Below are 23,481 nucleotides of genomic sequence, written 5' to 3' on the forward strand. Positions count from 1 at the left end.
ACCCATCCGGCGACGCGGGTGCGCAAAAAACTTCCCCTTTGTTCGCGAATGAGGCAGGGGTGTGCCGCCTCAGCCGCGCATCACGCCGTACGAGGGACAGGGCGGTCGAGCGGCCGTTGGGTGGCCTTGGGGCGCCCTGATTGGAAGCGGGGCACGGTCATCCGCGAGGATGGGCACATGACCGCCCAGATTCTCGATGGCAAGGCCACCGCAGCCGCGATCAAGTCCGACCTGACCGTCCGCGTGGCGGCCCTGAAGGAGAAGGGCATCACGCCCGGTCTCGGAACCGTCCTGGTGGGCGATGACCCCGGCAGCCAGAAGTACGTCGCCGGGAAGCATCGCGACTGCGCACAGGTCGGTATCGCCTCCATCCAGCGCGAGCTGCCCGCGACCGCCACGCAGGAGGAGATCGAGGCCGTCGTCCGGGAGCTCAACGAGGACCCGGCCTGCACGGGCTACATCGTCCAGCTGCCGCTGCCCAGAGGCATCGACGAGAACCGTGTCCTGGAGCTGATGGACCCGGACAAGGACGCGGACGGTCTGCACCCGATGAACCTCGGCCGTCTCGTGCTGAACGAGCCGGCGCCGCTGCCCTGCACGCCGAACGGCATCCTCACCCTCCTGCGCCGGCACGGCGTGGAGATCAAGGGTGCCGAGGTCGTGGTCGTCGGCCGTGGCGTGACGATCGGCCGCCCGATGCCGCTGCTGCTCACCCGGCGCAGCGAGAACGCGACGGTGACGCAGTGCCACACCGGTACGCGTGATCTGTCCTCCCACCTGAAGCAGGCGGACATCATCATCGCCGCGGCCGGCTCCGCGCACCTGGTCCGCCCCGAGGACGTCAAGCCGGGCGCCGCGGTCCTCGACGTCGGCGTCTCCCGCAGTGCCGAGGGCAAGATCGTCGGCGATGTCCACCCGGAAGTCGCCGAGGTCGCCGCCTGGATCTCCCCGAACCCCGGCGGAGTCGGCCCCATGACCCGGGCCCAACTCCTCGTCAACGTGGTCGAGGCGGCGGAACGCAGTGTCGGCTGAGGACACGACCGGGAACCGGGACGCGACCGAATCGCCGCAGGCGACGCGGGCACGCGACGCCGAGCCGGGCTCCGGGGCAGGGCGGGCCCGTGACGCCGAGCCGGGTACCGAGCCTGCACAGGCCCGTGACGCCGAGCCGGGTACCGGGTCTGCACAGGCACGCGACTCCGGCCCGCGCGCCGAGTCCGCGCGGGCCGCGAAGCCGGAAGCCGACCGGCCGCGCAACGGAGAACCGCGTGCCGCGAAACGGCAAGGCCTGGAGTCGCCCGCGACATCCGCGCAGGCTGAAGAGCCGTCTTCCGGCGGTTCGCCGGGCGCTGAGCCGCACGGCGAGGAGCCGGCAGGCAGCGGGCCGGGTTCCGCCGAGGCGGCCGGCGGTATTCCGCGGGAGGGCGAGATCGTCACCCGGGACGCCGTCAGTACCGTCGGCCCCGACGGGGAGCCGCAGCGGACCACCCGGCGGTTTCCGCGGATCACGAGGGACACCGCTCGGCCCGAGGGCGGGGGCCGGGCCGCGTCCGGCGACGCGCCCGCGCCCGCGCGGCAGTGGCCGATGCTCACCGTCGCGGGGACCGTCGGGCTCGGGCTGCTGTTCACCGCGTTCGACGTCTTCCGGTACGGCACGCTGCTGATCGGAGTCGGGCTGCTCCTGGGCGGCGTACTGCGCTGGGCGCTGCCCGGCGTGGGCATGCTCGCCGTCCGCTCCCGCTTCACGGACCTCGTCACGTATGGCGTCCTGGGCGTGACCATCGTGCTGCTCGCGATGATGGTCCAGCCCGACCCGAAGCTGGAGATCCCGTTCCTGGAAGACATACTGCACTTCACGATCCGATGAGCACGAGCGCACGTGGCGGAGGCCCGCACTCTCCCCCGAGTCGGAGTGCGGGCCTCCGCGTTTTCCTCGCGGTGGCTCGGTCAGCCTGTGGTGCCGCGGGGCCTCAGCAGTAGATGTAAGACAGCTTTAAGTTCGTGAAGCACTTGCCACTCCGTGCGTAGAGCCGGACCGGCGAGGAGTCGCTCTTCGGGCCCGCCCAGTCGCTGTCGACGTAGCCGGGTGGCGACATGGCGCGATGGAAGGAACTGCCCGACTCGCTCGACCAGCGGGAGAGGCAACTCATCGTTCAGCTCCGGCGCTTGAAGGACCGCAGCGGACTGAGCCTGGCCGCGCTCGCGGCGAAGACCACGTACAGCTCCTCGTCATGGGAGCGCCGGCTCAACGGCAAGAAGCCGGTTCCCCGCGGGGCCGTGACCGAACTCGCGCGCGTCTGCGGCACGGCCCCGACCCGGCTGCTCGTCCTGCACGAGGTGGCGGAGGGGGCGCGCGAGACGGCTCCGGGGGCGGCGGAAGCTTCAGGGGCGTCCGGAGCGGAGCTTGAGGAGGCGCCGGCCACAACGCGAACCGCCGCCGCGCGAACGGTCACCATGCGAACGGGCGCCTTGCGAGCGGCAACCGAATCCCGCTGTTCCAGCGAACCACCCGCCGCGCGCCCGCGCCCCCGCCTCGTCCTCGCAGCCGTCGCCGCGCTGCTCGTCGCGTTCGGCGCGGGGACGATCGTCGGGGCGGCCTGGCAGGACGACTCCGACAGTCCCGGTCAGCAGACCGCGCTCGCCGCCGAGAGCTACCGGCGCGGACAGACGTACGACTGCGACATCTCCCGCAAGGACGGCGGACTGTACGCCGGGCACAGCGCCTCCGAGCGGGTGCTGCTCGACATCAACCACGTCGGCTGGGACGTCGTGGAGGCGCAGTGCCTGCCGGCCCGGCACGGCCACGTGTCTGCATCGAGGTCTGAGCTCGGTTTTCCCCCGGCTTGCGCCCGGTTTGTACCGGTGCAACGAGCCCAGGACCGGCGGGGGGTCGGCGACGTCCGTCCACTCCCCCGAGCGAGGACGGACGCCGCCTGCGCTCAAGAGTCATGGACGTGCCAACGGGGCTTCAACACCTGTGAGTTCCCTGTGGCACGGAGGTGACCGTTCCGGTACCTCGTGCTTGTCGTGCGACGAGTCCCGTAACGATCTGTACTTCACCCGCCGGTAGGTATGCGATTCCCCTGATGCATCCGGTTCACTAGTGACAGACGATGTCGTGTATGTGTTCCCGTTGTGTCGATGTATTGACAAGTTCGGGGATTTGATCTGATCACGTCCAACGTCAGGGATAACGTGGGCAATCGGGACGGTCCAGGACTTCCCGTGCGCTGACCAGGGGGCCCAGCAGGCAGCACGGGATCTCGGTGGGACACTGGACCGCATACCAGCGGGCGTGCAACGGTGCATGCCCACGGCTCGAAATGCTCCTGTGCGCCCGCACCCGGGGAACTGAGATCCTGGCTCCGCGCATCCCTGTGGGTAGGCCGGAACGGGGACTCGGCAGAGGGCGTCACGCGCGAGGAAAGTAAGCACGTACGGGGGGAAGAGGGGGAGCAATGCCTCGTTGGAGGGCCTTGCCGGATGAACTCGATCCGCAGGTCAGGGAGTTCGCCAGCCAGCTGCGTCGACTTGTCGATCGCAGCGGGCTGAGCGTCGCTGCCGTGGCCGACCGCACCGGTTACAGCAAAACGTCCTGGGAGCGGTATCTGAACGGCCGGCTGCTCGCGCCCAAGGGCGCGATCGTGGCGCTGGCCGAGGTGACCGGAACGAATCCGGTCCATCTGACCACGATGTGGGAGCTGGCCGAGCGGGCATGGAGCCGCTCGGAGATGCGCCACGACATGACCATGGAGGCCATACGGATCTCCCAGGCGCGCGCCGCGCTCGGGGAGTTGGGGCCCACGCCTCCCAAGGCCAAGGGTGGCAGCCGCGGCAAGCCGGCGAGCAAGGCCGCGGCTGCGGCCCCGCCCAAGCCGGCGGGCGCCGGGGCCTCGGCGCCGCCGCGGAGCCCCGCGTCGGGCGGGGATTCGCCGACGTCGTTCCTTGGGCGGGTTCCGCAGAGGGAGTCGTCGGGCTCGTCGAGTTCGTCGGGTGGGGCTTCCTCCGGTGTGTCCGGCAGGTCTGGTACGGCCACTCCTGGGGGTCCTTCAGCTCCGCGTACGGGCAGTTGGGGTGTTGCTCCGCCGTCAAACCTCTCCGGTTCGGCGGGACCGGGCGGCAAGTCCGGTCAGTCCGGGTACTCCGCGCCGACCGGGCCGTCCGGTCCGACCGGAGGGCCGCCCGAGGACGCCCGGCCGCCGCGCTCCGGTGGTTCGCCGGATGCTCAGCGGCGGAAGCGGCGGGTCACGATGTTCCTCGCGGGCGTCGTAGGCGCGCTCGTGGTGATCGCGGCGGCCCTCTACCTCACCGACCCCGGTGGGGAGGGCGGGAGCGGGGACGAGGCGAAGCCGAGCCCGACCCCGTCCGTCAGCAAGAACCTGCCGCCCGGTGTCCAGTGCAGCGGCGAGGACTGCACGGGCCAGGACCCGGAGAACATGGGCTGCGGCGGCGAGTTGGCGACGACCACCGACAACGTCACGGTCGGCACGGCCCTCGTCGAGGTCCGCTACAGCGAGACCTGTGGCGCCGCCTGGGCCCGCATCACGCAGGCCACGGTCGGCGACGAGGTCCAGATCAGCTCGTCGGGCGCGGCGGAGCAGACCGGCAGGGTGAAGGTGGACACCGACACGTACACGCCGATGGTGGCCGTGAAGGACGCGGGCGATGCGAAGGCTTGCGCGACGTTGGCTTCGGGCGAGGAGGGCTGCACGGCGTCCGCCGGTTGAGCAGGGGGGTTCGTTGTCGGCTGCGGCGGCGTCGTGGCTTGTCGCGCAGTTCCTCGCGCCCCTTGGGTGGGTGGTGGGTGCGGGGCCGTGGTCTGGTGCGTCAGCCCGTCGCAGGCCGGGCGTACGGCCCGGTGTTGGTACAGGGTGCGGGTGGCCTGAGACAGAACCTGAGCGACGGGCATACGACGCACCGGCCCACGTCCCCTTCCGCCGGTGGGAGGCTGCGGGCACGTAGTGGCTGGTGAGCATGATGACTGACGGCTCCGGGAGCCCCCCTTCAGGGGCGCCGGGCTGTGACATCAGCGGCTCCGCCGCGGGGCGCGACAAGCCACAACGGACCCGCAGCCGCCCATGCACCGAACTCACCCTCCCGGAAGGCGCCCCGGAGGCAACCGCGAACAACAGGAATGACCCGCAAACTCGAGGGCAGGCGAACCTCAACCCCCACGGGAATCCGGTCCCGGCCGGGAGGTGGCACCACCTCCCGGCCCCGGCACTCCCACCCGGCGGCCGCCGATCCCCCTCTCCCGAACCGGCGGCCGCCTCTTCATGTGGCCCAACCCGCGGAGCGGCTTGTGGGGTGGGCCACATGGACCCGGACGTCCGGGATCCTGGATGCGCGATAGCCTGATCGCTGGATCTCTCTTGACGCCAAGAGATCGATCATCTGTAGGTCCGCACCCCGGGGCAAGGACGCCCCACCGCCAGCTGTCATACGGAGAACGCCATGACCCGCACTCCCGTGAACGTCACCGTCACCGGCGCGGCCGGCCAGATCGGTTACGCCCTGCTCTTCCGCATCGCCTCCGGCCAGCTGCTCGGCGCGGACGTGCCGGTCAAGCTGCGCCTCCTGGAGATCACCCCGGCGCTGAAGGCCGCCGAGGGCACGGCGATGGAACTCGACGACTGCGCCTTCCCGCTCCTTCAGGGCATCGACATCTCCGACGACCCGAACGTCGCCTTCGACGGCACGAACGTAGCCCTCCTGGTCGGCGCCCGCCCCCGTACGAAGGGCATGGAGCGCGGCGACCTGCTCGAGGCCAACGGCGGCATCTTCAAGCCGCAGGGCAAGGCCATCAACGACCACGCCGCGGACGACATCAAGGTCCTCGTCGTCGGCAACCCGGCCAACACCAACGCGCTGATCGCCCAGGCCGCCGCCCCGGACGTACCCGCCGAGCGCTTCACGGCGATGACCCGTCTGGACCACAACCGTGCGCTGAGCCAGCTCGCGAAGAAGACGGGCGCCTCGGTCGCCGACATCAAGCGCCTGACGATCTGGGGCAACCACTCGGCCACCCAGTACCCCGACATCTTCCACGCCACGGTCGCCGGCAAGAACGCCGCCGAGACCGTTGGCGACGAGAAGTGGCTGGCCGAGGACTTCATCCCGACCGTCGCCAAGCGTGGCGCGGCCATCATCGAAGCCCGCGGCGCCTCCTCGGCGGCCTCCGCCGCGAACGCCGCCATCGACCACGTCCACACCTGGGTCAACGGCACGGCCGAGGGCGACTGGACGTCGATGGGCATCCCGTCCGACGGCTCGTACGGCGTCCCCGAGGGCCTGATCTCCTCCTTCCCGGTCACCGCGAAGGACGGCCGGTACGAGATCGTTCAGGGCCTCGACATCAACGACTTCTCCCGCACCCGCATCGACGCGTCGGTGAAGGAGCTGGAGGAGGAGCGGGAGGCAGTCCGCGGTCTCGGCCTCATCTAACGGCCCGACCTGAGCGGCTGATCCGAGACGATCCTCGGCGTTCGGCCGAGCCGACCCCCGGCATCCTCGAGCCCGTACGGCCACACCCGGCCGTGCGGGCTCGTGCTATCCCCGCGTACGGCAGCGCTCATGCGCCGGTCCCGGAAGATTCACCTGTTCGAGCGGGATTTCCGTTCGCCCCTCCCGTCTCCGTGGTCGCTCCGCTAACGTCAACTCCCTTGTCCGCCAATGGAATTCGCCCGCAGTCGGCGTGCGCCTGCGGCAATCGGGAGTGTCGGGAGCATGGGAAGCGAACCGTCGAGGCGGCGCTGGGGCCACACCGAGGCCACCAGGCTGTTGTGCGCGGGTGCCCATCTGGACGCGGGGTTCCGCAGGCGCGTCATCGACGAACTCGTCGGACATGCGGAGCGCCCGGTGGCGCCGCCGTTCGGCGCGGACGTCCTGCCCGTCCTCGCACACGCACTGAGCGCCCGCCGCGAAGAGGTGCGTACGGCCCTGCTGCTCCTCGCGGTGTGGGCCGGGTTCCTGGTCAGTGATGTGGTGATGATCAGGGACACCGTGGAGGACCGCGCCGGCGGCGACACCGGGCTGTCCTTCCTCGACTACGTCCGGTATGTCTTCGATTCGGACGCCGGGGACGAGTCCGGGGCGCCGGGCCTGCTCGACGGGGTGGTACCGGGCACCTGGACGACTTCGTACGCCCTGGTCGTCCTGCTGCTGTGGTTCGCCCGGGTTCTCTCCGGCCGGGGCACGGACACCGCAGTGGTGCAGCGGCTGAAGCTGCCGCCCGCACTGGCGTGGGTGCAGCGGCGCCTCGGCTGGCTGGTGACCATGAGCGCCTGGCTGATCTGCCTCGGGTACTGGGTACGGGCCTGGGAAGGAATCGAGGACAACTGGTACCCCGTGATCTTCCCGCTGCTGCTCGGCCTCGTCGTCTGGCGCCACCAGTGGCTGCGTAAGCAGACGCTGCGCATGGCGCTGGCCCGGCAGACGTTCGCCGAGACACCCGACCCCGGCCTCCCCGGCCGCTACGAGGCCCTCGCCGAGCGCATCCGCCGGGAGCAGGACGCCTCACTCACGCTCTACGACGTCAACCGGCCCTTCGTCGGCGCCGGAGTGACCCGTAAGCCCTGGTCGGTGGTGCTGGAACTGCGGCGCAGGGAGGTGAGGGAGAGCGGCAACGGCGTACCGGCGCCCCGGTCGGATGCCGCGCAGCTCACCGCGCGCGAGATCATCGACATGATCACCCCTCGGCTGCGGGCGCTGAAGACGTCGGCCGGGGACGGAAGCAGGGACCGGCTGCGGGAGCTGGAGATCGAGGAGTTCGTCTACCTTCCGTCCGGTGTGGGCCGCGACGAGCCGCTCGTCATCGGCCCGGACGACACCCGTACCGCGAGCGTGTACGAGTCCGCGCAGGTCAACCGGCACTTGGCCGAGTCCGTGGGGGAGGGCGGGGAGGCCCGGCGGCACTTCCTGCGGATCAGGGTGGGGGCCTGGAACGAGCAGGTCGTCGTCTCGATGCTGGTCCGGGTGCACACTCAGGGCGGCATGCTCGTGCTGGAAGTGGTGCCGCATGTGCTGGGGCCGATCGTGCCGGAGTTCCGGCAGATCGACGCCATCGTCGGGCGCCCGCCGGAAGGTCCGCTGCGGGACGCCGTCCGCGCCCTCATCGACGCCCCCTCGGTCGGCCTGGCGACGGGGATCGCGGCCCTGCGCACCCTGAGCTCCGCACTGCGGCAGTCGTCGGCCCGTCCCGAACAGGCCGCGCCCGACGCGCCCTTGGTCTCGCTGCGCGAGCTGGCCTGCACCGACGAGCTGTCCCTCTTCCAGGAGATGGACGTCGCCCGCTACATCAGGACCCTCCAGGACCGGATCGGCGAAGGCGTACGGGACGCCCTCCAGGCCCACGGCTACCGCACCGACCGCCTGGAACAGAACATCACCAACATCCACAACAGCGGGCTCTACATCAACGAGATGTCCGGCGGCGCCCTCGCCACGGGCTCGCACGGCCAGGCCACGCACACGGAGAGGAGCACGGTATGAGCACCGACGGGGGAGCGAGCGGGGGGACGGGCGGCGGGCCGCAGATCCACATCGGTTCGATCAGCGGGGGCTCCCAGGCCTTCGGCGAGAACGGCAAGGCCGAGTCCGTCAACTACACGGCTGTATCCGCCGAGCCGGGGTACGGGGAGCTGCTCACCGCCGTACGGGCGCTGCGCACCGAACTCGGGCAGCAGGAGCGTACGACCGAAAGCGAGGCCCTCGGCGCCGAACTGGCGGAGGTGGAGGGCGAGATCGCCCGCACCGGGCGCAGCGCGCCAGGACCGCTCACCCGGCTCCGCGACCGTCTCGCGGCCTACGGTCCCGCCGCGGCGACCGCCGCGTCCGTGACCGCCGTCACCCAGGCGATCACCCAGCTGCTCGGCTGAGCCGGAGGGACAACGATGGCGCAGGGACAACGATGGTGAGGGTCCAACGATGGTGAGGGTCTTCGACGCCGACCGTCAGGACTGGGCGGGGCCCGAAGAGGAACAGCAGATCGTCGTGGATCAGCGGCGCGACGAAGTACGCCAGCGCCAGGCGCTGCGCGGCGCCGTCGTGGTCCTCGCGGTCTGCTCACTGGCCTTCGGCACGTGGGCGCTGGGCTGGAAGGACGAGCCGGGACCGCGGGGGTACTTCACGGCCCGCGAGACCCCGGCGCCCGGACAGAGCGGGGAAACGAACGGCGACCCGGGCGGGGGTACGGGCACCGGGGACCCGGCGTCCCCGAGCCCGACGGCCACACTGCCTCTCGGATACGAGCCCGTGCAGGACGAGGAGGGTTTCCGCGTGGCCGTCCAGGAGGACTGGGTCGAGAACCGGCAGACGGCCGACTCCATCCACGGCTTCGACGTCGTCAACTACCGCAGCGCGGACGGTTCCCGCCGCCTTCAGATCTACGAGGTGCTGGAAGCCAGCCCGGAGGAATCGCTCCAGGAGTTCGTGTCCGCCGACACCCCCAAGCCCGACGGCTTCGAGCAGCTCTCCCTAGAAAACCCGGAGGACAGCGGACTCCCCGCCGCCCGCCTCGAATACCTCGCCGACTCCCTCAGGGGCGAGGAGGAGATCGGCACCTGGCACGTCGTCGACCACCGCTTCGAATCCACGGACGGCAAGCTGTACGCGATCACCTCCTACGGCCCGGAGTCGGACGGCTTCGACGACGAACGGGAGGTACTGGAAACGGCGTTGGCCTGGTTCTGCCCACCGGCCATGGTGTGCCCGGAACCGGTCACGGAATGACGCGCGGCTTGTCCAGGGACTTCTCGAACCAGTACGCCCCGTACACGTCGTCGTTGTAGCGGGGGATCTCGGTGTATCCGCATGCCCGGTACATCGCCTGTGCCTCGCTGAGTGAGGCGTGCGTGTCGAGGCGTACGACTCCGTAGCCGCGCTCCACGGCCTGCCGCTCCAGCTCGGCGAGCAGGCGGCGGGCGAGGCCGAGGCGGCGGGCGTCCGGGTGCACCCATACATGCCGGATCTCGCCGACGCCCGGTTCGAGCCGCCGCAGGGCCGCGCATCCCACGGGACGGCCCTCCTCGTACGCGACGAGGAAGGCGCCCGTGTCCCCCGACGCCTCGTGCGGCTGGACGAGGGCCGCCCGGTCGTAGCCCTCGGGGAAGCGGACGTCGATGTCGGCGGCGTAGGCGTCGAGGCAGGCGCGGGCCTCCGGGGCGGCTCCGTCGACGAGCTCGACCGTGATCGCGGCGAGCCTGAGCAGCCGCTGGGCGGTGCCGAGGGACTCGGTCAACTGCCCACGCTGGGCCGGCGTCAGCCCGTCGAGCAGGCCTTCGGCGAGGCGATTGGCCCGCCGGTTCTGCTCCTTCACCTCGACCCGTCCGGCCTGGGTCAGCTCCGCTAGCCGCAGCCGGGTGTCCCGCGGATGCACGGTGATCCGCACCAGGCCCTGCGCCTCCAGGGCCTTCACCATCCGGCTCAAGTACCCGGCGTCCAGGCCGAGTCGGCTGCGCAGCTCGCGCAGCGAGGCCCCGTCCCCGATCTCGTACAGAAGCCGGGCCTCGCCGAGCGGCCGGTCCTGGCCCAGGTAGTGGTCGTCGAGTGCGCCGATACGCCGGGTGAAGTAGCGGTTGAAGCGCCGAAGGGTGGTCACATGCTCTGTGGACACTGGCTCCATATTTCTTTGACTTTAGTCAAAGGTGCCGGGAGGCGTAAGGGGAACCCATGAATTGTCCGAAGTAGGTGGCAGGGGTACTGCGCCCCCAGGTCCCCGCCAGGGGGTGGGGGTGACATGTCGTGTCGCGGCTGCGGGGGCGTCGTGGCTGGTCGCGCAGTTCCCCGCGCCCCTTAAAAGCAAAGGCCTGCGACTCCCGGCGTCCCGGGAAAGCCCGGCGTCCCGGGAAAGCCCGGCGCCCCGAGCAAGCCCGGGCTCCGGAAGGGCACGCGCCCTGGGAAAAAGCCCGTACCCCCGACTACCCGCAGCTTCCCACCGGCGGGAGGGGACGTGGGCCGGTGCGTCGTATGCCCGTCGCTTAGGTTCTGTCTCAGGTCACCCGCACGGTGTACCGACACCGGGTCGTATGCTCGGCCTGCGGCGGGCTGACGCACCGGCCCGCGTCCCCGCACCCACGCACGCACCCCAGGGGCGCGGGGCTGTGACATCAGCGGCTCCGCCGCGGGGCGCGACAAGCCACAATGCACCCACAGCCGCGACACGACTTGTCACCCCACCCCTGGTGGGGGGCCTGGGGGCGGCAGCCCCCAGTTTCGGGCAGGGCGCCGCGCCAGCGGACCCTGCCCGTAGTGACGAAGCGCACTTTCGGCCACGGAAGGTGCATGTATTCCCCAGCCCAGGGCAGGGGCAACCCGCTCCGTGGCAGCGGCACAGGCGTGCCACACGAGCGTGGAACAGGAACGAAAGGCGCACCGATCATGGCGGGACCAGCGGAACGACAGGCGCAGCACACGATTCACGTGGCTGGGGAGTGGCGAGAAGCCGTCTCGGGGGACACCCGCGAGGTGCTCGACCCGGCGGACGCCAAACCGTTCGCCGTGGTTGCGGAGGGTGACGGCCGGGATGCGGACGCGGCCATCGAGGCCGCCCGCCGCGCCTTCGACGAAGGGCCCTGGCCCCGCACCCCCGTCGCCGAACGCGCCGCCCTGCTTCGTCGCGTCGCCGATCTCCTCGTGCGCGACCGGGAGCGGCTCGGGCTGCTGGAGAGCCGGGACGCGGGCAAGACGCTCGAAGAGGGGCGCGTCGACATCGACTGTGTCGCCGACGCCTTCCGGTACTTCGCCGATCTCGTCGTGGGTGAGGGCGGCGGCCGGGTCGTCGACGCCGGTTCCGACGACATCCACAGCGTCGTCGTGCACGAACCCATCGGCGTGTGCTCCATGATCACACCCTGGAACTATCCGCTGCTTCAGGCGAGTTGGAAGGTCGCGCCCGCGCTCGCCGCCGGGAACACCTTCGTCATCAAGCCCAGCGAGATCACGCCGCTGACCACGATCGCCCTCGTGGAACTGCTCGAAGAGGCCGGCCTGCCCGAGGGGGTCGCGAACATCGTCACCGGCCCCGGGCACACCGTGGGCGCCCGCTTCGCCGAGCACCCCGGTGTCGACCTCGTCTCCTTCACCGGAGGTCTCATCAGCGGGATCAAAGTGGCGCAGGCCGCCGCCGTCACCGTGAAGAAGGTCGCTCTCGAACTCGGCGGCAAGAACCCCAACGTCGTCTTCGCCGACGCCTGCGCCACGGAGGAAGGCTTCGACACCGCCGTCGACCAGGCCCTGAACGCCGCGTTCATCCACAGCGGGCAGGTCTGCTCCGCCGGCGGACGCCTCATCATCGAGGAGTCCGTACGCGAACGCTTCGTCGCCGAACTCGCCCGCCGGGCCGGCAGGATCCGGCTCGGCCGCGGCACCGAGGACGGCGTCGAGTGCGGGCCGCTGGTGTCCGAGCAGCAGCGGGAGAAGACCGAGGCGTACGTCGCCTCCGCCCTGGCAGAGGGCGCGGTGCTGCGGGCCGGCGGCAAGCGGCCCGAACCGTCGGCAGAGCGGCCCGCCACCGGGTATTTCTACGAGCCCACCGTCCTCGACCAGTGCCACCGCGAGATGAAGGTGGTACGCGAGGAGATCTTCGGTCCCGTACTGACCGTCGAGACGTTCCGTACGGAGGACGAGGCCGTCGCGCTCGCCAACGACACCGAGTACGGGCTCGCGGGCGGCGTCTGGACCGCCGACGCGGGCCGCGCCCGGCGCGTCGCCGGACGGCTGCGGCACGGCACCGTCTGGATCAACGACTTCCACCCGTACCTCCCGCAGGCGGAGTGGGGCGGCTTCGGCAAGAGCGGCGTCGGGCGGGAGCTCGGGCCCGCCGGTCTCGCCGAGTACCGCGAGACCAAGCACGTGTACCAGAACCTCGCGCCGAAGCCGGTGCGGTGGTTCGCGGGCTGACGCCGGGCCCCCGGACTCCGGGATGCCGCCCCCGTTCGCGAGTCACCGGGCCAGCCCATGCCCCGGCTCTCGTCCCGCCCCGTCCCCGCGCCCGAGCGCAGCACCTTGAACGACTTCGAGGAGTAATCCCCCCATGCCTGAGCAGCCCATGCCCGACCACGAGCACACCTACGACTACGTCGTCATCGGCGGCGGTACCGCCGGCTCCGTCATCGCCTCCCGGCTGACCGAGGACCCGGACGTCACCGTCGCCGTCATCGAGGGCGGCCCCACCGACGTAGGCCGCGACGACGTTCTCACCCTGCGCCGCTGGATGGGGCTGCTCGGCGGGGAGCTGGACTACGACTACCCGACGACCCGGCAGCCGCGCGGCAACTCGTTCATCCGGCACAGCCGCGCCCGGGTGCTCGGCGGCTGCTCCTCGCACAACACGCTGATCGCGTTCAAGCCGCTGCCGTCCGACTGGGACGAGTGGGAGACGGCCGGTGCCAAGGGCTGGGGCGCGGTGCCGATGGAGGCGTACTACGCCCGGCTGCGCAACAACATCGTCGCCGTCGACGAGAAGGACCGGAACGCCATCGCCCGCGACTTCGTCGACGCCGCCCAGGCCACGCTGGGCGTGCCGCGCGTCGAGGGCTTCAACAAGAAGCCGTTCAGCGAGGGTGTCGGCTTCTTCGACCTCGCGTACCACCCGGAGAACAACAAGCGCTCGAGTGCGTCGGTCGCCTACCTCCACCCCTTCCTGGACCGCCCGAACCTGACGATCCTGCTGGAGACCTGGGCGTACAAACTGGAGCTCGACGGGACGCGGGCGCGCGGCGTGCACGTACGGACCAAGGACGGCGAGGAGATCCTCGTACGCGCGGAGAACGAAGTCCTGTTGTGTGCGGGCGCCGTGGACTCGCCCAGGCTCCTCCTGCACTCCGGTATCGGGCCCGCCCGCGACCTGGAGGCGCTCGGCATCCCCGTCGGGCATGACCTGCCTGGCGTCGGCGAGAACCTGCTCGACCACCCGGAGTCGGTGATCGTCTGGGAGACGAACGGGCCGATTCCCGAGAACTCCGCGATGGACTCCGACGCGGGCCTGTTCGTGCGCCGGGATCCCGAACAGCCGGGCCCGGACCTGATGTTCCACTTCTACCAAGTTCCGTTCACGGACAACCCGGAACGGCTGGGGTACGAACGGCCGGCCCACGGCGTCTCCATGACTCCGAACATCCCCAAGCCGCGCAGTCGCGGCCGGCTTTACCTGACCAGCGCCGACCCGGCCGAGAAGCCCGCCCTCGACTTCCGCTACTTCACGGACGAGGACGACTACGACGGCCGCACCCTCGTCGACGGGATCAGGATCGCCCGCGAGATCGCCAAGTCCGAGCCGCTGGCGGGCTGGCTGAAGCGCGAGGTGGCCCCTGGTCCCGACGTCACGGGTGACGAGCAGCTCAGCGTGTACGCGCGGTCGGTGGCCCACACGGTGTACCACCCGGCGGGCACCTGCCGGATGGGCGCCCTCGACGACCAACTGGCGGTCGTCGACCCGCAGTTGAGAATTCGCGGTCTGGACGGCATCCGGATCGCCGACGCCTCCGTCTTCCCGACGATGCCCGCGGTGAACCCGATGATCGGGGTGCTCATGGTCGGGGAGAAGTGCGTCGACCTGATCGGGGGTGGCGAGTGATGACCACGTCAACTCCCACCAAGACCACCACCACCACTGTTGAACCCGTCTTCTCCGTCGACGGCCTGTGGAAGGTCTTCGGGCCGAAGGCCGAGCGCATACCCGGCGACCCGGAACTCGGCGCGCTGAACGCCGCCGAGCTGCGCGCCCGTACCGGCTGCACCGCCGCCGTCCGCGATGTGAGCTTCGAAGTCGGCAAGGGCGAGGTCTTCGTCGTGATGGGCCTGTCCGGCTCGGGCAAGTCCACACTCGTACGCTGCCTCACGCGCCTCATCGAGCCGACCGCCGGGACGCTCACGATCGACGGCGAGGACGTCCGCGCCATGGACAGGACGCGCCTGCGCGAACTGCGCCGCCACCGCGCCTCGATGGTCTTCCAGCACTTCGGGCTGCTGCCGCACCGCTCCGTGCTCGACAACGTCGCGTACGGACTGGAGATCCAGGGCATCGGGAAGGGCGAACGCCGGAAAAAGGCGCAGGAGGTCGTCGCCAAGGTCGGCCTTGAGGGCATGGAGCAGCGGCGGCCGGGGCAGCTCTCGGGCGGCCAGCAGCAGCGGGTCGGGCTTGCGCGGGCGCTCGCCGTGGACCCCGAAGTGCTGCTGTTCGACGAGCCGTTCAGCGCGCTCGACCCGCTGATCCGGCGCGATATGCAGGAGCAGGTCATCCGGCTGCACCGCGAGGAGGGCCGCACGATGGTCTTCATCACCCACGACCTGAACGAGGCCCTGCGCCTGGGCGACCGCATCGCCCTGATGCGCGACGGCCGCGTCGTCCAGCTCGGCACGCCGGAGGAGATCGTCGGCTCGCCCGCCGACGACTACGTACGCGAATTCGTCCGGGACGTGCCGCGCGAGCAGGTCATGACGGTCCGTACGGCCATGCGGCCCGCCGGCGACGACGAAACCGGGCAAGGTCCGGCTCTCGCCCCGGAGGCGACCGTGTCCGAGGCCATCGAGGCCGTCACCCGCAGCGGATTCCCCGCGCGGGTCATGGACGACGGCCGCTGCGTCGGCGTGGTCGACCACGAGCGGCTGCTCGGGGTCGTGGCCGGGACGCAGTCCACGGCCGCGGCAGAGACGGGCTCCAAGGAGGTGGTCTGATGGCCACCGCCACCGCGCCCGTCCCCCAGACCGGTGTCACCGGGCTCCTGAGGAACCGCGTCGTCGGCAAGCTCCTCCTGCTGGCCCTCGTGGCGGCGGTCCTCGTGCCACTCGCCGATGCCCGCTGGGCGAGCGGCGCCTGGCCCGACGCCCTGACCGTCGACTTCTCCGAACAGCTGGGCAAGGTGAGCGACTGGGTCATCGACAACCGCGACAGCCACCCGCTGTTCCTCTATTTCTTCGGGCACATCTCCAACGCGGTCGTCATCTCCGTCCGCGGCGTCTACCTCGTCCTGCTCGCCGCGGGCTGGGCGGGCGTCACGGCCGCGGCGGCGCTCATCGCGTGGCGCGTGGCCGGGGTGCGGCTGGCGGCCGGCACGGGTGTCGCCTTCCTGGCCTGCGGGCTGCTCGGCATGTGGGTTCCCACCATGCAGACGCTCGCGCTCATGGTGGTCGCGGTCCTCGCGTCCGTCGTGCTCGGCGTGCTGCTCGGCCTCGCCGCCGGGCTCTCCGACCGCACGTACCGCGCGCTGCGTCCCGTACTCGACACCATGCAGGTTTTCCCGGCCTACGCGTACCTCCTGCCGGTCGTCCTCGTCTTCGGCATGGGCGTCCCGGCCGCGGTCCTCGCCACCGTCGTGTACGCGGCCCCGCCGATGGCCCGGCTCACCGCGCTGGGCCTGCGCGGCGCCGACGGGGGCGTGATGGAGGCCGTCGAGTCCATGGGCACCACCGCGCGGCAGCGGCTGCTCACCGCCCGTCTGCCGCTCGCCCGCAAGGAACTTCTCCTCGGCCTCAACCAGACGATCATGATGGCCCTGTCGATGGCGGTCATCGCGTCCGTCATCGGCGCGGCCGGCCTCGGTGACCGCGTCTACCAGGCGCTCGGCTCGGTCGACGTCGGCGCCGCGCTCGCCGCCGGGATCCCCATCGTGCTGCTCGCGGTCGTCCTGGACCGTGTGACGGCGGCGGCCGGAGAACAAGCCGGGGACGCCGAGCCCTCCGAGTCCGGTCCGAAGCTGTGGCTCTACGCGGCTGCCGGCGCGGTGGCCGTGGCCCTCGCCGGACGCTTCACGGACCGCCTCGACTGGCCCGAGACCTGGATCGTGAACATCGCCGAGCCGGTCAACCGCGCTGTCGACTGGATGACCGACCACCTCTACTCCGGCGTCCCCTACGTGGGCGGCACCGCCGACTGGGCGGGACACTTCACCACCTCGGTCCTCAACCCCGTGCGGGACGGCCTGCAGGGGCTGCCCTGGTGGTCGGTTCTGCTGATCGTCGCCACGCTCGCGTGGCTCATCGGCACCTGGCAGACGGCACTCACCGCCGTCCTCGCGATGGCCGCGATCGGGGTGCTCGGCGTGTGGAACCAGTCGCTCGACACGCTCTCGCAGGTGCTCGCGGCCGTGACGGTGACGCTGGTCGTGGGCTTCGCGATCGGCATCGCGGCCGCGCGCAGCGAGCGCGTCGAACGGCTGCTGCGCCCCGTACTGGACGTGTTCCAGACCATGCCGCAGTTTGTGTATCTGATCCCGGTGGTGGCCCTCTTCGGAGTGGGCCGCGCACCCGCCGTGGCCGCGGCGGTCGTCTACGCCCTGCCCGCCGTCGTCCGCATCACCACGCAGGGCCTGCGCCAGGTGAACCCTGCCGCGATGGAGTCCTCACGCTCGCTGGGCGCGACGAGCTGGCAGCAACTGAGGCAGGTGCAGCTGCCGCTGGCCCGCCCGGCACTGCTCCTCGCCGTCAACCAGGGCGTCGTCCTGGTCCTCGCCGTCGTCATCATCGGCGGCCTGGTCGGAGGTGGCGCGCTCGGCTACGACGTCGTGTTCGGGCTCGCCCAGGGCGACCTGGCGACCGGCCTTGTGGCCGGTGCGGCGATCGTCTGCCTCGGCCTGATGCTCGACCGGGTGACCCAGCCGACGGAACGCCGTACGAGGAAGGGGGCCTGAGATGCGTACGAAGATGCTCTCGGCCGTTGCCGGTGTGTCCGCCCTGCTGATGCTGACCGGCTGCGGAGCCGCCGACATGACCAAGCAGGCCTCGCCCTTCGCGGCTGTGGCGGGCTCCAGGACGGTCACCCTGTCCGTGCAGTCCTGGGTGGGCGCGCAGGCCAACGTGGCGGTCGCGCAGTATCTGTTGGAGCACGAGCTCGGCTATCGCGTCGACACCGTGCAGGTCGACGAGGTGCCCGCTTGGGATGCGCTCAGCCAGGGGCGGATCGACGCCATCCTGGAGGACTGGGGGCACCCCGAGGAGGAGCAGCGGTACGTCAAGGACAAGAAGACGATCGCGCGCGGCGGTGACCTCGGGGTCACCGGGCACATCGGCTGGTTCGTCCCGACGTACTTCGCCAAGCAGCACCCCGACGTCACGAACTGGAAGAACCTCAACAAGTACGCCGACCAGCTGCGCACCGCGGAGAGCGGGAGCAAGGGGCAGCTGCTGGACGGTTCGCCCTCGTACGTGACGAACGACAAGGCGCTGGTGCAGAACCTGGACCTGGACTACCAGGTGGTGTTCGCCGGTTCGGAGGCGGCCCAGATCACGCAGATCAGGCAGTTCGCCAAGGAGAAGAAGCCCTTCCTGACGTACTGGTACACCCCGCAGTGGCTCTTCGAGAAGGTCCCGATGACCGAGGTGAAGCTGCCCGCGTACAAGGAGGGCTGCGACGCCGACCCGAAGAAGGTCGCCTGCGCCTACCCGCACACCCCGCTGCAGAAGTACCTCAACGCGGACTTCGCGCGTGGCGGCGGCAAGGCGGCGGCCTTCCTGAAGAAGTTCAAGTGGACGACCGAGGACCAGAACGAGGTCTCCCTGATGATCGCCGAGGAGAAGCTGACTCCTGAGGAGGCGGCCAAGAAGTGGGTGGACAGCCACGAGTCGACGTGGAAGGCGTGGCTGCCCAAGTAGCCCTCCACGTGTTGAACGAGCACCCTTTCTGACGGGGCGCCCGGCTCATCAGAGGCCCAGATAGCGGCCGAGGGCGTGTTCGACCTCGGCCATCTCGTCACGATCGAGGTAGTGGACCGGGTCACCGTGGATGTACCTGACGTCGACAGTACGGATCTGGTCCACCAGCAGTCGGGTCCGGGTGCCCGCGATGTCCAGCTCCGGCCGGAACACCGAGGGCTGCGCGCCAGTGGACGTGGGGATGACCGTTGCAACGTTCCACGGCATCGAGGACGGGCTCATCACGAGGCCGTACCGCTTGCCGCGCTGCTCGTGCCCCCGTTTGGCGTCGCCGAGGTCGACCCGGTACACGGCTCCCCGGATCACCAGGCGTCCTCTTCAGTTGACAAGTCCTCGTCTGCCAGACGTTCCGCGTCGGCACGGGCCTGCGTCAGCCATGCCTCACGCTCCAGGAGCCGCAGCGCACGGCGGATCACGTCGCTGGTGCTGTCGCCCTCGCGCATGGCGGACTTAATGATGCGCTCGTCCTCTTCGGTGGGCCTGAACCCTATGGTGCTCGCCATGCTCATCAGCGTACCGCCGTGTCGAGCAACTGTCTAACGATTGTTTAACCTGCAGGTGGGCAGTGTGAACGCAAGGGCCGGCGTCTCGAAGCCCCGCGCTCTGACGGCGTCCCACGGGCCCGGGAGGACCAGCGGATCGCCCGGCGCGCGGCCCTGGTGCAGCGCGCGGAACGTCTCGACCTTGCTCACCATGCGCGGCCTCCCGGCGGGATGCGTCGGCTGACCATCAGCCGGTTCCACCCGTTGATAACGGTGATCAGACCGATCAGATGCGCGAGTCGGGCGTCGTCGAAGTGCCGCGCCGCCCGCTCGTACACGTCGTCCGGCACGAAGCCTTCCGTGAGGACCGTGACCGCCTCGGTCAGCGCGAGCGCGGCCCGCTCGCGCTCGCTGTAGAGGTCCTCCGCCTCCTCCCAGGCGTAAAGAAGGTCGAGCTGTTTCTCGCTCACGCCGTGCTTGCGGGCCAGTTCGAGGTGCATGTCGAGGCAGAACGCGCAGTGGTTGAGCTGTGAGGCGCGGATCTGCACCAGCTCGGCGAGCCCGGAGTCGCCCAGGCCCTTCTTCGCGGCGGCGCTCAGCGCGGACATGGCCTTGCCGACCTCGGGATCGAGGACCTGCGTGCGAGCCGTCACCTGTGCTCGCCCGCCTGGTAGTGCCCCGCGACCATACGGCAGGTCACGCCGAACCGGTTCCATGCGTTGATCACCGTGATCGCGGCGATCAGCTGCGCCAGCTCGGCCTCGTCGAACTGCTTGGCGGCGACGTCGTACACCTCGTCCGGCACGAAACCGTCCGTGAGGACCGTGACCGCCTCGGTCAGCGCGAGCGCCGCGACTTCCTTCGCCGTGTAGAAGTGCTGCGACTCCTCCCACGCGCTGAGCTGGATGATCCGCTCGACACTCTCGCCGGCCGCGAGCGCGTCCTTGGAGTGCATGTCGACGCAAAAGGCGCAGTGGTTGATCTGCGACGCGCGGATCTTCACCAGCTCCAGGAGCACGGGGTCGACGCCCTGCCGGGCCGCCGTGTCGAGCCTGATCATGGCCTTGTAGACGTCGGGCGCGAGTTTGGCCCACGCGAGCCGGGGGGTGTGTTCGGGGACGTACGAGGTGGTGTCGGTCGTGTTGCTGGTCGTGTTGTCGGTCGTCTCGTTCGTCGTCATGACTGCGACCCTACGGCTCGAATAGCCCAGGAGTATGGTCCATTTCCATGGCGAAATCCTGGGCCACTTTGGGCGTCGACCTGCATGTCGAACTCACCGGCCCCGGCCTGCGCCGAGGGCTCACGGACGCCTTGCGCGAGGCGGTGCGGAGCGGGCGGCTCGCACCGGGGACGCGGCTGCCGTCGTCGCGGTCGCTCGCCGCCGACCTCGGTATCGCGCGCAACACCGTCGCCGACGCGTACGCCGATCTCGTCGCCGAGGGCTGGCTCACCGCGCGCCAGGGGTCGGGCACGCGGGTCGCGGAACGGGCCGTGGTGGCGCCGGATTCGGCGACCGCGCCCCGGCCTCGCTCGGCCCGCGGACCGACGCACAGCCTCGAACCCGGCAACCCCGACCTCGCCTCCTTCCCCCGCGCCGAGTGGCTCAAGTCGGCCCGCCGCGCGCTGTCCTCGGCACCTCACGACGCTCTCGGCTACGGCGACCCACGGGGCCGCGTCGAACTCCGCACCGCCCTCGCCGCCTACCTCGCCCGCGCCCGCGGAGTACGTACCGACCCCGACGGCATCGTCATCTGTTCCGGCTTCGTGCACGGTTTGCGGCTGCTCGCCGCTGTACTGCGGCAACGAGGGCTGCGCTCGCTCGCCGTGGAGTCGTACGGGCTCGACGTGCACTGGGGAGTGGCGGAGGCGGCGGGGCTGCGGACTGTGCCGCTTCCGTTCGACGAACTGGGAACGGGTACCGGCGGCTTGGCGGGAACGGGGGCGGGGGCAGTCCTGCTCACCCCCTCGCACCAGTTCCCGATGGGCGTGCCGCTGCGGCCCGACCGGCGGGCCGCCGTCGTGGACTGGGCGCGGCGGACCGGCGGGCTGATCCTGGAGGACGACTACGACGGGGAGTTCCGCTACGACCGTCAGCCGGTGGGCGCGCTCCAGGGCCTCGACCCGGACCGCGTCGTGTACGTGGGCACCGCGAGCAAGTCCCTGGCACCGGGGCTGCGGCTCGGCTGGCTGGTCCTGCCGCCGTCGCTGGCGTCGGAGGTCGTGTCGGCGAAGGGCGGCACGGACTGGTCGTGCGGGGTCCTGGACCAGCTGACCCTGGCGGAGTTCATCACCTCGGGCGCGTACGACCGTCACGTCCGCGCGTCCCGTCTGCGCTATCGCCGCCGCCGCGACCAGCTCGTAGCGGCGCTCGCGCCCCATGCTCCGTCGGTGCGGGCCACCGGTATCGCCGCAGGCCTCCACGCAGTCCTCCAACTCCCGCCCGGCACCGAGCAGTCGGTGATCCGGGCGGCGGGCTGGCAGGGCCTGTTGCTGCACGGCCTGAACCGCTACCGCCACGAGGACGCTGCCGTTGCGGCTGAACCGCACGACGCCCTTGTCGTGGGCTACGGCACACCTCCGGACCACGCCTGGGCGGGTGCGCTGGACGCACTGTGCAGGGTGCTGCCTTAGCCCCGGTGGGTTGGTGTGGTTGGGTCCGCTGGCTGCGGGCGGCCGGATTGTGTCATCGGCTCAGTGGATCACTACGCTAATCCCGGACGAACGGACAGGACGGTACGGACAGTCGGACGGGCCCGAGAAAGCCCAACGGGGAGACACCATGGCAGATCAGCGCAGGCGTTTGCGGTCGAGCACGGTCGTGCTCGGTGGAATGGGCGTCATAGCCGCCGCCCTCACCTCATGCGGATCCGACCCCGACCGCCGCTGCGTGGACCGCGACAGCTACGACTACGCCAACGGCTACAAGATCATCGGCGACAAGAACTGCAAGTCGGGCTCCAGTACGTCCGGCAAGAGCCGCAGGTCGAGCAGCACGGGCGAGCGTTCCGGTACCGACGCCGCCTGGTACTACGACGCCGACGTCGACGGCCGGTACGCCGACTACGGCACCTTCAGCCGCAGCGATGCCGTCGACCGCGACGGCTTCGGCTGCTCGGGTTCCGGCAGCGGCGGCGGCTGACCGGCGCCGGAGAACGACAGCCATGGAACGCCGCACCCTCACGCCCCGCCCCGGCTGGCAGCAGACGGTCGAGGAGCAGGGGCTGATCTATCCCCTCACCCGCTACCCCGACGACACCCTGCGCCCGTACTGGGACGAGAGCGCGTACTACGTCTTCTCGCTGCCGGAGGTCGAGGCCCTGGAGGCGGTCGTCGAGGAACTCCACCGCATGTGCCTGGCCGCCGCCGCGCACATCGTCGAGCGGGACCGCTTCGGCGACCTCGGCATCACCGATCCCCGGGTGGCCGAAGCGGTCGCCGAGGCCTGGCAGCGGCGGTCCGAACTCCCCGCCCTCTATGGCCGGTTCGACCTCCGCTACGACGGCACCGGCCCCGCGAAACTCCTCGAGTACAACGCCGATACGCCGACCTCGCTGGTCGAGGCCGCCAGTCCCCAGTGGTTCTGGATGGAAGAACGCTTCCCCGGCGCCGATCAGTGGAACTCCCTCCACGAACGCCTCGCCGACGCCTGGAAGAAACAGTCCGCCCTCCTCCCGCCGGGCAGCCCGCTCTACTTCGCGCACTCCGCCGCCGACGAACTCGGCGAGGACCTGATGACCGTCGCGTATCTGAAGGAGACCGCGGAACAGGCCGGCCTGGAGACCGACTGGATCGCCATGGAGGAGATCGGCTGGGACCGCCTCTCCGGCCGCTTCGTCGACAAGCAACTCCGCTTCATCCGCAGCTGCTTCAAGCTCTATCCCTGGGAGTGGCTGACCACCGACCGCTTCGGCGTGCACGTCCTTGACACCCTCGACAACGGCGGCGCCACGGGCTCGACGATGTGGATCGAACCCGCCTGGAAGATGCTCCTGTCCAACAAGGCGCTCCTCGCCATCCTCTGGGAGCTCTACCCGGACCACCCGAACCTCCTCCCCGCCCATCTCGACGGGCCTCGCGAACTCGCCACCACCGCCGGTTACGTCGCCAAGCCCCTCCTCGGCCGCGAGGGCGCCGGCGTCACGGTCCACAAACCCGGAAACGCCCCCGTGATCCGTGAAGAGCCTTGCTGCTACCAGGAATTGGCCCCCCTTCCCTCCTTCGGCGGCAACCGTGTCGTCCTCGGCGCGTGGGTCGTCGAGCACGAGTCGGCGGGGCTCGGCATCCGCGAGTCGTCGGGGCTGGTGACGGACGAGTACGCGCGTTTTCTGCCGCATGTGATTCTGTGACGGTCCCC

21 protein-coding genes and 1 pseudogene are annotated in these 23,481 nt (G+C 70.5%); 16 read left to right on the forward strand and 6 right to left on the reverse strand.

The features are described from left to right. Positions 1-177: 177 nt before the first annotated feature. From ABD357_RS07110 to ABD357_RS07145, 8 genes are all read left to right on the forward strand, one after another. A complete protein-coding gene (locus ABD357_RS07110) occupies positions 178-1,032 on the forward strand; it encodes a bifunctional methylenetetrahydrofolate dehydrogenase/methenyltetrahydrofolate cyclohydrolase (protein WP_344388305.1) in 855 nt (284 codons plus the stop codon). Positions 1,033-1,411: 379 nt separating this feature from the next. Continuing rightward, complete coding sequence (locus ABD357_RS07115) at positions 1,412-1,867, forward strand: DUF3017 domain-containing protein (RefSeq protein WP_425584758.1); 456 nt, start codon at positions 1,412-1,414, stop codon at positions 1,865-1,867. Positions 1,868-2,094: 227 nt separating this feature from the next. Beyond that, a complete protein-coding gene (locus tag ABD357_RS07120) occupies positions 2,095-3,003 on the forward strand; it encodes a helix-turn-helix domain-containing protein (RefSeq protein ID WP_344388307.1) in 909 nt (302 codons plus the stop codon). 455 nt (positions 3,004-3,458) lie between these two features. Then, entirely contained in the window at positions 3,459-4,727 is a 1,269-nt protein-coding gene (locus tag ABD357_RS07125) for an XRE family transcriptional regulator (protein ID WP_344388309.1), read from the forward strand. 727 nt (positions 4,728-5,454) lie between these two features. After that, positions 5,455-6,444, forward strand: a complete 990-nt coding sequence (locus ABD357_RS07130; protein ID WP_344388311.1) for a malate dehydrogenase — start codon at positions 5,455-5,457, stop codon at positions 6,442-6,444. A gap of 282 nt (positions 6,445-6,726) precedes the next feature. Then, positions 6,727-8,490, forward strand: a complete 1,764-nt coding sequence (locus ABD357_RS07135; RefSeq protein ID WP_344388313.1) for a hypothetical protein — start codon at positions 6,727-6,729, stop codon at positions 8,488-8,490. Continuing rightward, positions 8,487-8,876 (forward strand): hypothetical protein, encoded by a 390-nt coding sequence (locus ABD357_RS07140; RefSeq protein WP_344388315.1) that lies wholly within the window; start codon positions 8,487-8,489, stop codon positions 8,874-8,876. The genes ABD357_RS07135 and ABD357_RS07140 overlap by 4 nt, the downstream gene beginning before the upstream one ends. 49 nt (positions 8,877-8,925) lie before the next feature. After that, positions 8,926-9,729, forward strand: coding sequence for a hypothetical protein (locus ABD357_RS07145; protein ID WP_344388317.1), 804 nt, complete (start codon positions 8,926-8,928; stop codon positions 9,727-9,729). On the opposite strand, the gene ABD357_RS07150 is transcribed toward ABD357_RS07145, so the two are convergent. After that, complete coding sequence (locus tag ABD357_RS07150) at positions 9,719-10,621, reverse strand: GNAT family N-acetyltransferase (protein ID WP_344388319.1); 903 nt, start codon at positions 10,619-10,621, stop codon at positions 9,719-9,721. The genes ABD357_RS07145 and ABD357_RS07150 overlap by 11 nt on opposite strands. A 755-nt stretch (positions 10,622-11,376) precedes the next feature. Here ABD357_RS07150 and ABD357_RS07155 point away from each other — a divergent pair. From ABD357_RS07155 to ABD357_RS07175, 5 genes are all read left to right on the forward strand, one after another. Next, entirely contained in the window at positions 11,377-12,897 is a 1,521-nt protein-coding gene (locus ABD357_RS07155; protein WP_344388321.1) for an aldehyde dehydrogenase family protein, read from the forward strand. A 148-nt stretch (positions 12,898-13,045) separates the two neighbouring features. Next, positions 13,046-14,572, forward strand: coding sequence for a GMC family oxidoreductase (locus ABD357_RS07160; RefSeq protein WP_344388389.1), 1,527 nt, complete (start codon positions 13,046-13,048; stop codon positions 14,570-14,572). Beyond that, positions 14,572-15,672, forward strand: a complete 1,101-nt coding sequence (locus ABD357_RS07165; protein ID WP_344388324.1) for a quaternary amine ABC transporter ATP-binding protein — start codon at positions 14,572-14,574, stop codon at positions 15,670-15,672. Before ABD357_RS07160 ends, ABD357_RS07165 begins: the two co-directional genes overlap by 1 nt. Beyond that, positions 15,672-17,624, forward strand: a complete 1,953-nt coding sequence (locus ABD357_RS07170) for an ABC transporter permease (protein ID WP_344388325.1) — start codon at positions 15,672-15,674, stop codon at positions 17,622-17,624. The genes ABD357_RS07165 and ABD357_RS07170 overlap by 1 nt, the downstream gene beginning before the upstream one ends. Position 17,625: 1 nt before the next feature. Continuing rightward, complete coding sequence (locus tag ABD357_RS07175) at positions 17,626-18,585, forward strand: ABC transporter substrate-binding protein (RefSeq protein WP_344388327.1); 960 nt, start codon at positions 17,626-17,628, stop codon at positions 18,583-18,585. Positions 18,586-18,633: 48 nt separating this feature from the next. Here the strand turns inward: ABD357_RS07175 and ABD357_RS07180 are convergent, their stop codons facing one another. The 5 genes and pseudogenes from ABD357_RS07180 to ABD357_RS07200 form a co-directional block, all read right to left on the reverse strand. Then, positions 18,634-18,951, reverse strand: coding sequence for a type II toxin-antitoxin system PemK/MazF family toxin (locus ABD357_RS07180; RefSeq protein WP_344388329.1), 318 nt, complete (start codon positions 18,949-18,951; stop codon positions 18,634-18,636). After that, positions 18,948-19,148 (reverse strand): hypothetical protein, encoded by a 201-nt coding sequence (locus ABD357_RS07185; protein WP_344388331.1) that lies wholly within the window; start codon positions 19,146-19,148, stop codon positions 18,948-18,950. The genes ABD357_RS07180 and ABD357_RS07185 overlap by 4 nt, the downstream gene beginning before the upstream one ends. A gap of 69 nt (positions 19,149-19,217) precedes the next feature. Continuing rightward, positions 19,218-19,337: pseudogene (locus tag ABD357_RS07190) on the reverse strand (isocitrate lyase/phosphoenolpyruvate mutase family protein); the annotation flags it as partial. Further along, entirely contained in the window at positions 19,334-19,780 is a 447-nt protein-coding gene (locus tag ABD357_RS07195; protein WP_344388333.1) for a carboxymuconolactone decarboxylase family protein, read from the reverse strand. The gene ABD357_RS07195 and the pseudogene ABD357_RS07190, both read right to left, overlap by 4 nt. Beyond that, positions 19,777-20,307 (reverse strand): carboxymuconolactone decarboxylase family protein, encoded by a 531-nt coding sequence (locus ABD357_RS07200; RefSeq protein ID WP_344388334.1) that lies wholly within the window; start codon positions 20,305-20,307, stop codon positions 19,777-19,779. Before ABD357_RS07200 ends, ABD357_RS07195 begins: the two co-directional genes overlap by 4 nt. A 47-nt stretch (positions 20,308-20,354) precedes the next feature. Between ABD357_RS07200 and pdxR the strand changes: the two genes are divergently transcribed. The 3 genes from pdxR to ABD357_RS07215 all read left to right on the forward strand — a co-directional run bounded on the left by pdxR (position 20,355) and on the right by ABD357_RS07215 (position 23,473). Further along, positions 20,355-21,758: a MocR-like pyridoxine biosynthesis transcription factor PdxR gene (pdxR, locus tag ABD357_RS07205; RefSeq protein WP_344388336.1), complete on the forward strand. Its 1,404-nt coding sequence runs from the start codon at positions 20,355-20,357 to the stop codon at positions 21,756-21,758. Positions 21,759-21,906: 148 nt separating this feature from the next. Beyond that, entirely contained in the window at positions 21,907-22,266 is a 360-nt protein-coding gene (locus ABD357_RS07210; protein WP_344388338.1) for a hypothetical protein, read from the forward strand. 22 nt (positions 22,267-22,288) lie between these two features. Further along, positions 22,289-23,473, forward strand: coding sequence for a glutathionylspermidine synthase family protein (locus tag ABD357_RS07215; RefSeq protein ID WP_344388340.1), 1,185 nt, complete (start codon positions 22,289-22,291; stop codon positions 23,471-23,473). Positions 23,474-23,481: the final 8 nt, after the last annotated feature.

Origin of the sequence: Streptomyces vastus, assembly GCF_039532825.1 — a bacterium.
Lineage (GTDB): Bacteria > Actinomycetota > Actinomycetes > Streptomycetales > Streptomycetaceae > Streptomyces > Streptomyces vastus.

Excerpts from the sequence above, each read along its gene's own strand:
- ABD357_RS07140 (WP_344388315.1), top strand. The coding sequence starts at position 8,487 with ATGAGCACCGACGGGGGAGCGAGCGGGGGGACGGGCGGCGGGCCGCAG.
- ABD357_RS07215 (WP_344388340.1), top strand. The coding sequence starts at position 22,289 with ATGGAACGCCGCACCCTCACGCCCCGCCCCGGCTGGCAGCAGACGGTC.
- ABD357_RS07130 (WP_344388311.1), top strand. The coding sequence starts at position 5,455 with ATGACCCGCACTCCCGTGAACGTCACCGTCACCGGCGCGGCCGGCCAG.
- ABD357_RS07165 (WP_344388324.1), top strand. The coding sequence starts at position 14,572 with ATGACCACGTCAACTCCCACCAAGACCACCACCACCACTGTTGAACCC.
- ABD357_RS07155 (WP_344388321.1), top strand. The coding sequence starts at position 11,377 with ATGGCGGGACCAGCGGAACGACAGGCGCAGCACACGATTCACGTGGCT.
- ABD357_RS07135 (WP_344388313.1), top strand. The coding sequence starts at position 6,727 with ATGGGAAGCGAACCGTCGAGGCGGCGCTGGGGCCACACCGAGGCCACC.
- ABD357_RS07160 (WP_344388389.1), top strand. The coding sequence starts at position 13,046 with ATGCCCGACCACGAGCACACCTACGACTACGTCGTCATCGGCGGCGGT.
- ABD357_RS07185 (WP_344388331.1), bottom strand. The coding sequence starts at position 19,148 with ATGGCGAGCACCATAGGGTTCAGGCCCACCGAAGAGGACGAGCGCATC.
- ABD357_RS07150 (WP_344388319.1), bottom strand. The coding sequence starts at position 10,621 with ATGGAGCCAGTGTCCACAGAGCATGTGACCACCCTTCGGCGCTTCAAC.
- ABD357_RS07120 (WP_344388307.1), top strand. The coding sequence starts at position 2,095 with ATGGCGCGATGGAAGGAACTGCCCGACTCGCTCGACCAGCGGGAGAGG.
- ABD357_RS07210 (WP_344388338.1), top strand. The coding sequence starts at position 21,907 with ATGGCAGATCAGCGCAGGCGTTTGCGGTCGAGCACGGTCGTGCTCGGT.
- pdxR (WP_344388336.1), top strand. The coding sequence starts at position 20,355 with ATGGCGAAATCCTGGGCCACTTTGGGCGTCGACCTGCATGTCGAACTC.
- ABD357_RS07175 (WP_344388327.1), top strand. The coding sequence starts at position 17,626 with ATGCGTACGAAGATGCTCTCGGCCGTTGCCGGTGTGTCCGCCCTGCTG.
- ABD357_RS07125 (WP_344388309.1), top strand. The coding sequence starts at position 3,459 with ATGCCTCGTTGGAGGGCCTTGCCGGATGAACTCGATCCGCAGGTCAGG.
- ABD357_RS07110 (WP_344388305.1), top strand. The coding sequence starts at position 178 with ATGACCGCCCAGATTCTCGATGGCAAGGCCACCGCAGCCGCGATCAAG.
- ABD357_RS07170 (WP_344388325.1), top strand. The coding sequence starts at position 15,672 with ATGGCCACCGCCACCGCGCCCGTCCCCCAGACCGGTGTCACCGGGCTC.
- ABD357_RS07145 (WP_344388317.1), top strand. The coding sequence starts at position 8,926 with ATGGTGAGGGTCTTCGACGCCGACCGTCAGGACTGGGCGGGGCCCGAA.
- ABD357_RS07200 (WP_344388334.1), bottom strand. The coding sequence starts at position 20,307 with ATGACGACGAACGAGACGACCGACAACACGACCAGCAACACGACCGAC.